The organism is Paenibacillus sp. FSL H7-0331 (assembly GCF_001956045.1).
The window spans coordinates 324,965-338,686 of sequence record NZ_MRTH01000001.1; the positions used below are offsets into that span (position 1 = coordinate 324,965).

Genomic DNA, 13,722 nt, shown 5'->3' on the forward strand with positions numbered 1-13,722 from the left:
CACAATCCCTTAACAAAGAAAGAGTTTCCTCTGACTACAGCATAAGTGGAAGCGATATCACAAATTGAATTGTCCCTTTATCGGGCTGAACGACACGAATCTGTCCCCCATGCAAACGGACAATTTCACTGCAAACCGCTAACCCGATACCTCTTCCACCCTCTTCAGGAACCTGTTGATAGAAGCGATCAAACATGCGGTCAAGTGTTTCATCCGTCAGTGCAGCAACTTCATTTTCAAAAATAATTTCCATCGATTCTTCCTTGTTCTCATAAGACAAACTTACATGGCCAGCAGGAAGCGCATATTTAAGCATGTTAGAGGCGATATTATCGAACACTCGCTCCATTAAAAACAAATCCACCTTTACAAGCAGCGCGTCCGCTTCAAACAAATCGTCCAGCGATTTGTGCGACCACATGAATCCGCCTCCGCGTATGATAGGCTCGGTCCTTTTATAAAGAAACCTCAGCAAACCCTCTGAGCTCATCAGCGCAGGTTGAAAATTCATTTCGTTTTCCTGCAGTCGTGCCAAATCATTCAGGTTCTGTGCCAACCGTACAGCCCATTCGGATTGTTGCCCGATAAGCTTTAAATGGTGAAGTCCATCTTCCTGAACATGGACCTGCAGAAGCTTCGATTGTTGACGAATCAATGCAATCGGTGCATTCAAGTCATGTGCGATATTATGTAATAAACGAGAATTGGACCGATGCGATTCTGTGAGCTGCCGCGTGCGCTGCATAACCTTTTGTTCCAACTGCTCATTGGACTCAGCCAAGCGTAGAGTGAGTGCCGCAGACTCCTGCTTAAGATGGATATAACGCCGGACGGTAACTGCCATCTGCGTAAGTAAATAGATAAAGAAACCGGTATTGATAAGACCTTCCGATGTAAGTGGAATACACAGGTAATAAAAAGAATCACTCAATACAGCGAAAAATGCAATGATACCTGCTATCGCACCAGAACGTGCCCCAAGGCGACGCTGCCTGACTGCCCTTGGATAAACAATACATGAAGAATACAAAAGCGTGCAGGTAATCAACACCGTAAATACGGTAAGCCATTGAGTGAAAATAACAGGTGGTGTTAACAAAACAAATACAGCGAACAACCCAAAGATTAAATAAAGGAACTTCAGTACATATCTGGAAAAATGCTCAGGGAAGATCGAACTCAAGTATTGATTGAGAGCAAGAATGGCTGCAATCTCAACCAAATATTCCAGCTTTACCTGCCATTCCCAGAGTAGGTCCGGAAGAAAGGAAATGACCAAAACTTCACCAAATAAGAATGTCCGCAGTCCTAATAAAATCGATAGAAGCCCCAGAAATAAGGTTGAACGATCAGATATGTATAACGACGCAAATACTAAATAAAACAAACCCATCATCAATAAAGCGCCCGCACTCATGCAGTCTCTAACCAAAGGAGGAAGTGAATCCGATTGAATCGCCCGTTGGCTCCCAATATGAATTCCGCTCCAAATTCCACCTTTGCGCTGGGCGTAATTCGATACCTGTATATCCATTTGCAAGTTGCTGCTCTCAGGGACAAAGTAAACGTATTCAGGGGATTCGTAGGGTACTGATGTTAAGGCCGTTGTACCTACCGTGCCCAGTTCCATTAACAATTGACCGTTGATCCACATCCGGTATGCTGAGGAAATCTGTCTCATATTTAAGCCAATTGTCTGCCCCACATCGTCAGGATGCAGTCGGATTTGTAATCGATACGTTCCGAATTGACGATCCCATGCCTTGTCACCTATGTATGGCGCAAATTCCCAGCTTGCAGGAACATCCATATATCCGGTGTTTGCCTCCGGCCAGCTTTGCTTCGGGTCGACCAGCCTATCGGGAGCGAAGCTCCAATCCCCAGACAACACATAAGAACGGTTCGCACCTGACAATGAAAATCCACTGAAGTCCACCTCTCCCTTGTTCACGCGCGGAATTGACTCCTCCTGGGAACATCCCGTGAGCATAATAACCCATACAAACATGATCACGACCAAGGTTCTCAACAATGTCCTCAACAATGTCCTCCTTCAATTAACAAGCATGGTTGAAAATTTACAGCTGTTTACTATATTACATGATACAATAACTTTGCATAGATTAAAAAGGAGAGCTGCATCCAGAAGGATCAAGCGCAAATGAGCCATGATAAATCACACTATTAAAGTCCTGCTTGCCGAGGATCATTCACTGGTTCGCAGCAGCCTGCAGGAAATCCTGCAATCGAATTCGAAGTATGAGATTATAGCCTCTGTTGCGAGCAGTGAAGAGGCTCTGAGTGCTCTCCAGAACAGCATTATTGTGCCGGAGCTTTGTATTCTGGATATTCAAATGCCTGATATGGATGGAATTGAATGCACCAAAGCGATCAGAGAACTATATCCTCAAATGAAAATTATTTTGCTGACTGCTTTTGATCACGATACTTATATGGAGGAGGGTGCCATTGCCAGGATCAATGGGTATCTGCTCAAGGATATGAATGTCGAGTCCTTTTATCGATCGGTTGACATGGTCATGGAGGGCCAGTTTGTGGCACCGCTCAAGCTGATCAACAACATATCCAGCAGACTCACCCAGCTTAGAGAACTTGAAAAAAACACAACCATCAACGATCTGAGCAAGTTGTTATCCAAGCATAGCTCTTCACTCGATGACAAAGAGCTGGAAATAGTCAGGCTGATTTGGCAAGGCTGGAGTAACCGGATGATCGCTGAGGATCTGTATATTACCGAAGGCACTGTCAAAAATTATGTATCGCGCATGTACCGTAAGCTAAGCATCAACACACGTTCAGAGCTTTTACAAATATTAGCTGTAAAGCAGGAATAATCGCACTTGTAGATTTGGAACAAGCTGTAATCAGAATGTAATCCAAATTTAACAATCATACCCATATATCGACAGCTACTGCAGAACCTCCCTGCTATAGTAGTAGTAGGCTTAGCTCAGCTAAGCACAATTGGAGGGATACATATGAGTGAAGTTGAAAACGAAGCGATTGTGGTTGACGAAGAGGCAACAGCTGCAGAGGCATCGGAGGAAGCAGTAGGCGAAGCCGAGGTTGAGGCAGAGGACGTCCAGGCTGAAGCTGAAGAGGAAGAGGCCGTTGAGGAGGAAGAATCAGACGACGAGGAGTCTGAGGAAGCGGATGGGGAAATTTCCGATTCAGCGGAAGAAGCTGACGATATCGTCACCGAGCCTGTGGAGTAGCACTTATGTATTATTTTTACGCGAAGAGTCCGACCCGTCGGACTCTTTTTTTGCAACCGCTTCCTACAATTGAATTGGCTGGCTAAGATATGCGCTGAGTCAGCTTCTATATGAGCCTGATTATTTTATGCTCAGCACTTTTCAATCGACAAAAAACCAACAAAGAAGCGAAGGATACGACAATCCTTTTCCGCTTCTTTGTGGTTTCTCATTGATCTAAATCGAGTTTGTAGTTGTCAGGATCCCCTTAAGGTACAAATTGCACAACTATTTTATCAGCCGCAACGTTCATTTCCTGCATAACCTTATCAATAATGCTGACTGCCTGGCTTTTTTCCAACTTATTGCTTTGAACAGTGACCCTCCATTTACTGGCTTCCTCCGTAATCACGGCTTGCGGGAATTCCTTCATTAATGTATCTTCCAGGTTGGTCACCTTGGCCTCTTGATCTTGGAGCTTTCTCAGCTCTGCTTCTGCATTCGCTGCGGCTGTGGCGGTCTGCTTCGGATCAGCCAGAATCGTCATCCATTTCTCGGTCAGCTTGGCAAGCTCCTCATTACGTTTCAGCCCAAGACCTGCAAAATAGTCGCTGCCTGACTTGACCTGTGTCATGACCTGCTGCAGCACTTTAGCATCCTCTGCACTCACCGCTTCGTTTGCTTTGACAGTAGGCTGTGCAGTAGCTGCACTGGCTTGGGTTGTACTTTTTGGATCTTTGGCTGCTGCTCCGCTGCTTGCTTTAGGATCGGCAGCAGCTGGCGTCGTTGCTTTGGTTGTTGGCGCAGCTGGAGTTGCTGAATTCGCTGTAGGTGCGGCTGGGGTTGCTGGATTGACCGTAGCGTTCGTCCCAGCACTTGGAGCTGTATCCGTTTTGGCAGCTGCCTGAGGCGTAGTTTTGGATTCAACCGGCTTGACGTTCAGATCATTGGTGTTGATGACGATTTCCTTGGCGGAAAGTCCAGTTGTGCTGTCAGTTCCTTTGGCTGTACCATTTGTTGGAGTACCCGTTGTTGCTGCACCTGTTGATGTAAACTCAAGCTTGCTGACGTCTTCTGTAAACAAATAATAAGCAGATAACACGACCATCAGACTGAGCATGGATACCAACCAAATTGTTTGTCTTTTTGAGTTCATTGTTTTGCCTCCTAAAAGTTTTTGCGCCAGCAAAAACTGGCTTCGTAAGCTTTACTGAGTTTTCGTAGAAAACCTGACGTCTATTGTTTACGGGGGAGTATGGAAATACGGTTGGCAGGAACGTCCAGCCCTCTCTCCACAGCCTCGGTCATCATTTTTTTGACGGTCAGATTTTCGGCTCCCTTGGCCACAACGACAACGCCTCTGATTTTGGGCTTGATCGTTTTGGTCACAAGCGGCTGTTTCCCCCCTGAAACCTCGTAGATGACCACTTCCCCACTTCGTGTGACATCACTGATATGGCGGGTTGCACCATGCTGATCCTTCTCATTTGTTACCTGCTGGGTATCCTTCGTATTGCGCTCGACAGCAATTTCCTCGGTAGAATCAATCGTTACCAATACCTCCACCTCACCCACACCGACAATTTTGCTCAACAACTCCTTCAGCTGTGATTGGTAGGCTTCCTCATATTCACGAAAGGTGCTCCGTTCCTTGCTTGAGGAACCAAATACAGGCTTGGCTGTCTCTGTAGGAGAAGCTCGGCCTTCCCCGATAGGATCCACATCCTTGACATGAATAAAAGAATTAAGCACCATACACGCCGCTCCCACCAGCCCAAGCAGCAGCAGCCAGCGAAATGTCTGTATTCGTTTGGTTCCATTCGGCCCACCACCGAGCCATTTCTCGATCCATTTCATCAGACTTCCCATCGGTTCCACCTCCTCCTGCACCCTTCCCTGATTGAATGAATGCCCGCCGTTCTGATTAACCTGATCAGCTAAAGCTTTTCCCCTGTAACCTCTACATCTATACGGTCCTCCTGAACCTGCCACGTCTTGCTGAGCAGCATGCGGATTTGTGATTGCTGCTGCTCAAAGCCGGTACTTGGCTTCGGCTTCTGTTTATTCCCTGTAGAGCCGTTAGCTTTTACTGCTTTACTATCTGTCTGCCTGTTGTCTCCTCCTCCCAATGAGATACTATCGATCTGACCACTGCTCGCTTCTATCGAAATATCTACGGGCTTAACAGGTTCTACCTGAAAGGTGTTAACCGTCTGCGTCTGCATCTTGGATGGGACCGAAGCCGGTCGATAAGCGACTTGTAAACGGATGCTGCGGATTTGCATCTGTCCGTTTGCATCCTTACCGGTTTCCAGCTTCAAATCCCCTACCTTAAAATCCGGCGTTTGTTCAATATTTTGTTTCATTAAAGTAATGATTTGCTGCTGCATCAGCTTCTGGGAGCGCTCCTCCTGCTGCATTTTCAGTGTTTCCGCCTGCTGTTGAATACTTCCGAGTGTCTGCATGCTGCCGGCCGACCCTTGTGTCTGTAACTGCTGCAATGTTTGTCCCGGACCTCCTGCTTGCGACGCTGGCGATGAAGCCTGGAAAACTGGCAAGGCCGCTCCCGATGCCGAATTGTCTTGAAAAAGCGATTGTGCATGGCTCAGCATGAGATCAACGGAGGTCGACTTTTGAAACAAGGAAAAAAGCGGTTGAAGCAGGGTGAGCAAAATAAAAAGGCTGATGACTGTTTTCACATAACGCTGCATCGTCTGATTCGGCAGCAGGATGTCCACAAAAGTCGCGAGCAGGATCACCATAATGATCGATTTCAACCAATCGGAAAGCCAGCCCATCCTATTCCCTCCTCTGTCATCCCTATCTGCGTGCGACGATCATCGCATCATCACAGAAAGATTGCCTGCTGCTATAAGCATCGTAATTGCCAGAAAAAACATCAATCCAACCACGGCCAAGGCGGCAAAAACATAAATCAGGCTTTTTCCTATCGTATCCAGACAAGCAATGATAGGACTATCCCCAAGCGGCTGCATGACGGCTGCTGACAGGTTGTATATCAAGGCTAACGCCATTATTTTCAATGCAGGAAAAGCACACAAAATGAGCAGGATAACCAGTCCGACAAGTCCCACAGCATTCTTAACCAGTAGTGAAGCGCCTATTACCGTCTCCGAGGCGTCCGAGAACATTTTACCTACGACAGGTACGAAGTTCCCGGCAATATATTTGGCTGTGCGGATTGTGACTCCGTCCACGATGGCGCTGCCTGCCCCACGAACTGAAATGACTCCGAGAAATACGGTAATAAAGACTCCAAGACACCCCACACTTATCATTCTGAGCAGGTTAGCCAGCTGGGTTACCTTGTATTTGTCAGACAAGGAGCTAACAATATGCAGCACGGCTGAAAAGAACAGCAGCGGGAATACAATCAGATAAATGCCCGTCCCAACTGCGTGGATCATAAATACGATTAACGGGTGCAGGACAGAAACGGAAACCATATTGCCCATCGAAGCCAGCAGTGTTAGCAGAAGCGGGACTATCGCGATCATAAAATGGATCATCTCGCTGATTGCCGCATTCGCATAACCGATGGCAACCGTGAAGCTGTTAACAGCCATGATCATCAACACCATAAAAACGATCGCGTACGCCACTTTACTGACGTTGTTTTTTTCAAAGGAGCTCTGCAGTGTCTCGAGCAGCATACTGAATATGGATAACACGACGATGGACGCCAGCAGCTTGCCATTATATACGAGCTCATGGAAGAAATAACGAAAAATACCGGATAAGATCGTACTCATCTGAAAATCCTTGGCCCCGGTCAACAGCTCGTTAAAGGTCGGTGTCTTGCTTTCCGGAAAGTAACCTCCATACGTTTGCATCAGCTTGGTCCAATACTGCTCAACGGGATCGGTTTGCAGCCGTTCGGCCTCTTCCTTGATGATTTGCTCGACCGGACCAGCAGCTTCAACTTGATCTGTACCTGCTGTCACATTCGTAAATCCAATGCCACCCAGCCCCCCTATGAACAGGTACAGGAAGCATACCAGCAGCAGCCAACCCCGTTTGATCCCCAATTTGTTTCTGTCTCCATAAAGGGTAGCTGTAAGCGGTGTGGAGGTATATCGTTTCCAAGTCTTGTAGGGCATCATTAGCTTCATCTCCTGGAACCATGCGACTTTAAGTTAGGCTGGAAGCAGCTTCACGACCGTTTCTATAATGACGGATACGATGGGAATCGCCATCACCATAATTAATACTTTGCCGGATAGCTCGATCTTGGAGGCAATCGATTCCTGACCCGCGTCTCTAACAATCTGGGCACCAAATTCGGCAATGTAGGCAATTCCTACAATTTTGAGAATAGTTTTAAGGAAAATCATATCTATGCTGGCTTTAGTCGCTAAATCCTCCAGTACCTGAATGACCGTTGATATTTTGCCGATAAGAAACAAAAAGATGGTGATGCCCGTAAACGCGACGATCAGAAAAGCAAACATCGGCTTTTGCTCCTTGATGATCAGAACGAGAACGGTGGCGAACAGGCTCAGGCCCACTATTTGTATGATCTCCAAGACGATTCACCTACTGGAATAAGAAAATAGTTTTGATTTCCTTGAACAGGCTGTCCAGCATTCTGACAACCATAAACAGCACGACAACAAATCCGATTAATGTTACCCAATGCGCCATATCTTCTTTGCCCATTTGCTTCAGTACGGTGTGAATCATCGCGATAATAATTCCGATTCCGGCTATCTGAAATATCGCACTCACGTCAACGTTCATTCACGGCACCTCACCTCTAACCTGTAAACCCTTGATCCCATCCCTCTAATACATCAATATGACGACCAGCGCTCCCATCAGCAGCCCAAGGCTGCGCCACATTCCTTCATACCTTTTGCGTTCCTCCACTGCCGTTTCGAGTTCACCCTGCAGCTGTTGAACCGCCAGTCGGATATGCTTGACCTGATCGGCGCTGTCCGATAGTCCTAGTGTGCTCCCCAGCTGACTGAGAATTTCCTGTTCACCCGTTTTTAACACCGTATATTGCCAATGTTCAGCTATCGCTTGCTGCCATATGTGCTGTACTGTCCGACCTGCAGCTACTTTCAATTGTTCTGCGGTATAGCGGAACAGATGACTGACTGGTTGCGGGCAGGCGTTTGCGACCTGCAGCAGTGCTTGAGGTAGCGGGGTCAAGCCATAGGTCATTTCTGTTTCCAACCGCTGCAAGGATCGGATCAGATCGGAAATTTGCCTGGGTCTTCGCGAAAATCGTTGTGCCTGATAAAAACCGAATAACGTTGCCGACAGCATAATCATCATGGCTCCCAGCAGCTTCAGCATAAGGTGATCCCTGACGGTTGACCTGAGCGTGTGGTCATTGTTCGTTCCTGATCAACAGCGACTGTGAGAGCATGACTGCCTTTGGTGGAAGTATTCAATCTTCGCCCTTGACCATCGTAGATACCTTCCAGTGCTCCTACACTCGATTGATTGCTCAGCACAACGATCCTCTTAAAAACCTGATCATGGAGCAATTCCTTTAATACGGGCCTTCTTGAAATATCGTCATAATTCAAACCATGTGCGGTGGCCATCACGGCGATACCGGCATGAATCGCTTCATGGATAGCTGCTGCATCTTCAGGTCTGCCAATCTCGTCCACTATCAGCAGTTCTGGAGACATGGATCGAATCATCATCATCATCCCTTCTGCCTTTGGGCAGCCATCCAGCACATCCGTACGCGGACCCAGTTCAAAGCGCGGCACTCCACGGACGCATGCGGCGATCTCAGATCGCTCGTCCACGATTCCTACCTTGTATCCCCGTCGAAGTGCCGAGCCGCTGCCAGTAACGGGACCCCTGCTGATAATCCTTGCCAAATCACGAATCAGGGTCGTTTTCCCCTGCTGAGGCGGGGATACGATCAAGGTATGAAGAATAGAGCCTTGTCCTGTTGAATCGGTCACATAAGGTAAAATTTGATCGCCGCAGCCCTTATGCTCCTTGGCAACCCGGATATTGAAAGAGCTGATGTCCTTCAGCAGCCTGACCTTGCCCTGCTCCAGCACTGTCCGCCCAGCCAACCCGATGCGGTGCCCACCCGCAACCGTAATAAAGCCTCTTCGCAGCTCCTCCTCAAAGGTATACAGCGAATGCTGCGTCAACATCTCCAGCAGCGCGGCGCAATCCTCTCGATTCGGCCTATAAGCCTCAGCTGGATCGTTAGTTAGTCCGCCTGTCTGTGAAACAAAGCTGTATTGCCTTCCCCAGCCAATCTCAAGAGGGCGCTGCTCGCGAACCCGAATTTCTTGCAAATCCTGTACAATTTGAGAGGGTAGCGCTGCTAGTCTTTGACGTAATGAAACTGAAAATAGCTGAAGTAGTGACTGCATCCACCCATCCCCTTCATTTAAAATGCAGTGAACCCACACTGCTGTTCGGTCAGATTATTCTTCCGTTCACTAAATTATGTGTATGCTTGGCCCACTCAAATATGACCAGTTATTTTCTCAAAATCCCGATAAAGATGCAGCTGACACCAACAAGCACCCAGAGCATTTTGCCTACTGACAGCTTATCCGCAAGCCCTACTAGCCCTAGAGTGGTAGTCGTCAGCAGCACGAAGGGTCCTACCATAGCCAGTCCGGTGTTAACCATCAAAGCTTTTTCAATCTGGTTATAACGGAGCATCAGAAGTGCGGCAATGATCTCGATACTACCTGACATCAAACGAAGTGCGGCCATACTTAATACAATTTTATTAATCAGCTTTCCCCTCTCCTTTCTTAGTGTGTTCAGATCATAAGGGGACATTTGGAACAATTGCATCTTGCTGTAAGGGAACTCTTCTATTTCAGCCTCTCATTCAACTCTATGCGGACATGTCTGCTTTTAGGCATAATGGGCACATCACTACCTCCTGATGCATATGATGACGAAGTAATCAATCCAAGTAACAGCGAGGCGATAAAACATGGAAGCAACGACACAGGTAAAATGGCATCCACTGCTCAGCGATCCGTCAGGTAAACGGACTGACAAACCAAGAATGCTCGGTAAAACCATGGTGATCGATAAAGGCCTGGGAATTCATGCGCTTGACGATTTGCTGCAAACGGCGGGTTCTTATGTCGATATGCTCAAAATCGGATTTGGCACATCACCGCTGTATGAAACGGACATATTGAAGCGCAAAATCGAGATGGCCAAAAAGCACAATATTATCGTGTACCCTGGTGGTACGTTTTTGGAGGTTGCTATTCAGCAGGACGCGGTAGATGAGTTTTTCGATATGATCTCGATTATGGGCTTTAACGGTGTTGAAATTTCCGATGGCACGATTGAGCTGGACAGGAATCTGCGCAGTCAGCTTATTACTCGCGCTGCAGAGGAAGGGTTCACAGTGATTACCGAATACGGCAAAAAACTGTGGGGCTCCTCTATCGAAATTGATGCATTGATTGAAACGGTTACTATAGATGCTGAGCTGGGTGCCAGCCTGATTACGATCGAGGGTCGGGAGTCAGGTAAAGGCGTCGGCATTTATGATGAGCATGGTGAGTGTAAGGAGCAGGACATCGTCAAGGTGCTGGAACGTGTGCCTTCCAAGCATCTGCTGCTGTGGGAAGCTCCTCAGAAGGAGCAGCAGGTCCATCTATTAAATCTTCTTGGAAGCGATATTCATTTGGGCAATGTAGCCCCACAGGATTTGATTTCTCTGGAGGCGCTGCGTAGAGGATTGCGTTCGGATACGATGCATTTTGGTCTGGAGGCACCTTGTGCCTACGTCGGAGATTGGGTTATATAAGGAAGCTTACGAGGTCAGTTTTGCTTAGGCAAAACCGTAGTATCGCTTACGAAGCCAGTTTTGCTTAAGCAAAACTTTAGGAGGATAGCATCAATGGATATTACCGTCATTCCCAGTGTCAACGAGGCGCGTTCGGATGACCTAGTGAACAAAACCGTTATTGTCATTGATGTGCTGCGAGCTACCAGTACCATGCTGACAGCCTTGGCTCATGGGTGCGATGCAATTTATCCGGTCGAAACGGTTCTGCAAGCCAAGCACCTTCTATTAGAACAACAGGACTGGCTAACCGGTGGGGAACGCTACTGTAAAAAAATCCCGGGTTTTGATCTTGGCAACTCCCCATTTGAGTATATGGATGACAAAGTTGCTGGTAAAACGATTATTCTTACGACCGCCAACGGTACACGTGCTATCCAGAAAGCTAACAGATCCGGTACCGTACTTATCGCTTCACTGCTTAACGGCAGAGCCTGCGCCATAGAAGCGGCAGCCTTAAATAAAGATATCGTCATCTTGTGCTCGGGTACGCAAGACATATTTGCATTCGAGGACGGCATCTGTGCGGGTCAACTTATCGAGGAATTACAAGGACTGTCAGGGCAAGGCAAGCCTGTGAATGTTGATGATCTGGGCTTATGTCAGCTGCACGCATTCCGGCAAGTACAATCCGCCATGACAGAAGCTTTGTTAAAAAGCAGTAACGGTAAACGGCTGGATAAGCTTGGTTTCCGCGAGGATGTCATCTACTGCTCACGAATGAATCTCATCCCTCTCGTCCCTATCATGCAGGGTGGGCGTTTGACCTTATTGCCGGTTAAACAGCTGCATTAAACCTTTAATGAAATGAACATGAAATAGCTGCCTGTCTCATACAGTAAAAGTGAAATCCATGAGACAAGGAGTTCTTGCTATGAATGGGGATATATTACTGGTTGCGCTTATTATAATCGGCCTAATTGGACGCTCGAACATCATCACTACAGCAGCCTGCGTGCTATTGATTATCAAGCTGGTCAGCCTGGATCGTTATTTACCGACCATTGAACGCAGAGGATTGGAGCTGGGGCTGTTATTTTTAACCATGGGCGTGCTGGTTCCGTTTGCCAGTGAGAAAATATCACTCAAAGACGTAGCCAGTATGTTTACGACATGGCCAGGTATACTGGCGCTGCTGGGCGGGGCCATCGCTACCTATATGAACGGAAAAGGATTAAGCTTATTAAAAATAGACCCACAATTAATTGTGGGTCTTGTCATCGGTTCGATTTTCGGTATTATTTTTTTGCGCGGCATTCCTGTCGGGCCCTTAATGGCTGCTGGAATTACAGCTTTTTTGTTAAAGGTATTCACCTTTTTATTCGATAAGCTAAGATAAGAGGAAGATCATAATTAACGTCTGTCGGAAGGTCCTCCGACAAATGCCTGCTGCTCAGTGTCCAAGCCATAAGCAGTATGCAGCGCCTGAATCACTTCCGGCAAACGACTGTTGTCAATCACGCATGAGGTTTTAATTTCAGACGTACTGACCATATTGATGCTTAGACCCAGATCCGAAATGACCTCGAACATTTTGGCAGCTACACCTGGCGTACTGACCATGCCGGCACCAACGATGGATACCTTCACCAGATTTTCCTGGGATGAGACTTCATGGAAGTTCACAGTGCTGCGAATGTCTTCAATGACTTTGACAGCTTTGTCCTTATCGGAAAGCGCTACGGTAAATGAGAAGTCAGCAACACCATTCAGAACACCACTTTGTACAATAATATCCACGTCAATCTGCTCTTTAGCCAGTGCAGTAAATACTTTGGCCAATTGACCCGGTTTATCTTCCACACCAAGAATACTGATTCTTGCTACATTCTTATCGCTTGCGATTCCGCGTACTACGATACCTTGCTCCATTGCTGCTTCCTCCTTGACTTGGGTACCTTCATTATGGTTAAAGCTGGATCTGACGACCAGCGGCACATTGTAATTTTTGGCGTATTCCACAGCACGCGGATGCAGTACAGCAGCACCCAGATTGGCGAGCTCCAGCATTTCATCATACGTAATTTCCGGAAGCTTGCGAGCACATTTGACCACACGTGGATCAGTGGAATAAATTCCATCCACATCGGTGAAAATCTCACATACGTCAGCTTTAATCGCAGCAGCCAACGCTACAGCTGTCGTATCGGAGCCACCACGTCCCAAAGTTGTAATCTCGCCTTCCTGCGTCATACCTTGGAAGCCCGCAACAATGACTACATTCCCCTGCTCCAGTGCTTTAAATATACGTTCCGGTTGAATATCCGAAATTCTCGCTTTTCCATGAACAGGCTCTGTGTACATCCCAGCCTGCCAGCCCGTATATGATATTGCCGGTTGACCCATGCTCTGAATCGTAATCGACAATAATGCTACCGATACCTGCTCACCCGTGCTCAGCAGCATATCCATTTCTCTGGCCGGAGGTGTCGACGAGCTGATTTGCTTCGTCAAGTCAATCAAATCATCTGTCGTATCTCCCATTGCTGAAACAACGACCACACATTGATGACCTTCGCGCTGTCTCTCTACGATACGACCCGCTACGCGCTTCATCCGTTCTGCGTCACCAACCGAACTTCCACCGAATTTCATTACTATAAGAGACAAACTGTTCACTCCCTAACCGAAACTTTTACATCACAATGTATTATTATAGCATATCAGCAGTAA

16 protein-coding genes are annotated in these 13,722 nt (G+C 47.2%); 5 read left to right on the forward strand and 11 right to left on the reverse strand.

Annotated features, from left to right (window positions below):
• Positions 1-34: 34 nt before the first annotated feature.
• Positions 35-2,041, reverse strand: a complete 2,007-nt coding sequence (locus tag BK127_RS01580; protein ID WP_076227877.1) for a sensor histidine kinase — start codon at positions 2,039-2,041, stop codon at positions 35-37.
• A 127-nt stretch (positions 2,042-2,168) separates the two neighbouring features.
• On the opposite strand from BK127_RS01580, the gene BK127_RS01585 reads away from it, so the two are divergent.
• Entirely contained in the window at positions 2,169-2,855 is a 687-nt protein-coding gene (locus tag BK127_RS01585; RefSeq protein WP_076227879.1) for a response regulator, read from the forward strand.
• A 144-nt stretch (positions 2,856-2,999) separates the two neighbouring features.
• The gene (locus BK127_RS01590) at positions 3,000-3,236 is read left to right on the forward strand and encodes a hypothetical protein (RefSeq protein ID WP_076227881.1); all 237 of its coding nucleotides are present in this window, start codon (positions 3,000-3,002) and stop codon (positions 3,234-3,236) included.
• Positions 3,237-3,483: 247 nt separating this feature from the next.
• On the opposite strand, the gene BK127_RS01595 is transcribed toward BK127_RS01590, so the two are convergent.
• From BK127_RS01595 to BK127_RS01635, 9 genes are all read right to left on the reverse strand, one after another.
• A complete protein-coding gene (locus BK127_RS01595) occupies positions 3,484-4,371 on the reverse strand; it encodes a SpoIIIAH-like family protein (RefSeq protein WP_076227883.1) in 888 nt (295 codons plus the stop codon).
• 80 nt (positions 4,372-4,451) lie between these two features.
• Positions 4,452-5,084: a stage III sporulation protein AG gene (spoIIIAG, locus tag BK127_RS01600; protein ID WP_076227885.1), complete on the reverse strand. Its 633-nt coding sequence runs from the start codon at positions 5,082-5,084 to the stop codon at positions 4,452-4,454.
• Between the two features lie 68 nt (positions 5,085-5,152).
• Positions 5,153-6,013 (reverse strand): stage III sporulation protein AF, encoded by an 861-nt coding sequence (spoIIIAF, locus tag BK127_RS01605; RefSeq protein ID WP_076227887.1) that lies wholly within the window; start codon positions 6,011-6,013, stop codon positions 5,153-5,155.
• 39 nt (positions 6,014-6,052) lie between these two features.
• Entirely contained in the window at positions 6,053-7,336 is a 1,284-nt protein-coding gene (gene spoIIIAE, locus BK127_RS01610; protein WP_083689014.1) for a stage III sporulation protein AE, read from the reverse strand.
• Between the two features lie 36 nt (positions 7,337-7,372).
• Positions 7,373-7,762 carry a stage III sporulation protein AD gene (gene spoIIIAD, locus BK127_RS01615; protein WP_076227889.1) on the reverse strand — a complete coding sequence of 130 codons (390 nt, stop codon included), beginning with the start codon at positions 7,760-7,762 and terminating at the stop codon, positions 7,373-7,375.
• A 10-nt stretch (positions 7,763-7,772) separates the two neighbouring features.
• Positions 7,773-7,976 (reverse strand): stage III sporulation protein AC, encoded by a 204-nt coding sequence (spoIIIAC, locus tag BK127_RS01620; protein WP_076227891.1) that lies wholly within the window; start codon positions 7,974-7,976, stop codon positions 7,773-7,775.
• A gap of 45 nt (positions 7,977-8,021) precedes the next feature.
• On the reverse strand, positions 8,022-8,540 hold the full coding sequence (gene spoIIIAB, locus BK127_RS01625; RefSeq protein WP_076227893.1) for a stage III sporulation protein SpoIIIAB: 519 nt from the start codon (positions 8,538-8,540) through the stop codon (positions 8,022-8,024).
• A complete protein-coding gene (spoIIIAA, locus tag BK127_RS01630) occupies positions 8,534-9,595 on the reverse strand; it encodes a stage III sporulation protein AA (RefSeq protein WP_076227895.1) in 1,062 nt (353 codons plus the stop codon). The genes spoIIIAB and spoIIIAA overlap by 7 nt, the downstream gene beginning before the upstream one ends.
• Before the next feature lie 109 nt (positions 9,596-9,704).
• On the reverse strand, positions 9,705-10,031 hold the full coding sequence (locus BK127_RS01635; RefSeq protein ID WP_256711134.1) for a YqhV family protein: 327 nt from the start codon (positions 10,029-10,031) through the stop codon (positions 9,705-9,707).
• 145 nt (positions 10,032-10,176) lie between these two features.
• On the opposite strand from BK127_RS01635, the gene comA reads away from it, so the two are divergent.
• The 3 genes from comA (at position 10,177) to BK127_RS01650 (ending at position 12,388) form a co-directional block, all read left to right on the forward strand.
• Positions 10,177-11,010, forward strand: coding sequence for a phosphosulfolactate synthase (gene comA / locus BK127_RS01640; protein ID WP_076227897.1), 834 nt, complete (start codon positions 10,177-10,179; stop codon positions 11,008-11,010).
• Between the two features lie 93 nt (positions 11,011-11,103).
• Positions 11,104-11,844: a 2-phosphosulfolactate phosphatase gene (locus BK127_RS01645; protein ID WP_076227899.1), complete on the forward strand. Its 741-nt coding sequence runs from the start codon at positions 11,104-11,106 to the stop codon at positions 11,842-11,844.
• A 79-nt stretch (positions 11,845-11,923) separates the two neighbouring features.
• Positions 11,924-12,388, forward strand: coding sequence for a DUF441 domain-containing protein (locus BK127_RS01650; protein WP_076227902.1), 465 nt, complete (start codon positions 11,924-11,926; stop codon positions 12,386-12,388).
• 14 nt (positions 12,389-12,402) lie between these two features.
• Here the strand turns inward: BK127_RS01650 and BK127_RS01655 are convergent, their stop codons facing one another.
• On the reverse strand, positions 12,403-13,659 hold the full coding sequence (locus BK127_RS01655; RefSeq protein WP_076227904.1) for an aspartate kinase: 1,257 nt from the start codon (positions 13,657-13,659) through the stop codon (positions 12,403-12,405).
• Positions 13,660-13,722: the final 63 nt, after the last annotated feature.

Excerpts from the sequence above, each read along its gene's own strand:
- spoIIIAC (WP_076227891.1), bottom strand. The coding sequence starts at position 7,976 with ATGAACGTTGACGTGAGTGCGATATTTCAGATAGCCGGAATCGGAATT.
- spoIIIAG (WP_076227885.1), bottom strand. The coding sequence starts at position 5,084 with ATGGGAAGTCTGATGAAATGGATCGAGAAATGGCTCGGTGGTGGGCCG.
- BK127_RS01590 (WP_076227881.1), top strand. The coding sequence starts at position 3,000 with ATGAGTGAAGTTGAAAACGAAGCGATTGTGGTTGACGAAGAGGCAACA.
- spoIIIAB (WP_076227893.1), bottom strand. The coding sequence starts at position 8,540 with ATGCTGAAGCTGCTGGGAGCCATGATGATTATGCTGTCGGCAACGTTA.
- comA (WP_076227897.1), top strand. The coding sequence starts at position 10,177 with ATGGAAGCAACGACACAGGTAAAATGGCATCCACTGCTCAGCGATCCG.
- BK127_RS01645 (WP_076227899.1), top strand. The coding sequence starts at position 11,104 with ATGGATATTACCGTCATTCCCAGTGTCAACGAGGCGCGTTCGGATGAC.
- BK127_RS01595 (WP_076227883.1), bottom strand. The coding sequence starts at position 4,371 with ATGAACTCAAAAAGACAAACAATTTGGTTGGTATCCATGCTCAGTCTG.
- spoIIIAA (WP_076227895.1), bottom strand. The coding sequence starts at position 9,595 with ATGCAGTCACTACTTCAGCTATTTTCAGTTTCATTACGTCAAAGACTA.
- spoIIIAE (WP_083689014.1), bottom strand. The coding sequence starts at position 7,336 with ATGCCCTACAAGACTTGGAAACGATATACCTCCACACCGCTTACAGCT.
- BK127_RS01635 (WP_256711134.1), bottom strand. The coding sequence starts at position 10,031 with ATGCAATTGTTCCAAATGTCCCCTTATGATCTGAACACACTAAGAAAG.
- spoIIIAF (WP_076227887.1), bottom strand. The coding sequence starts at position 6,013 with ATGGGCTGGCTTTCCGATTGGTTGAAATCGATCATTATGGTGATCCTG.
- BK127_RS01585 (WP_076227879.1), top strand. The coding sequence starts at position 2,169 with ATGATAAATCACACTATTAAAGTCCTGCTTGCCGAGGATCATTCACTG.
- BK127_RS01650 (WP_076227902.1), top strand. The coding sequence starts at position 11,924 with ATGAATGGGGATATATTACTGGTTGCGCTTATTATAATCGGCCTAATT.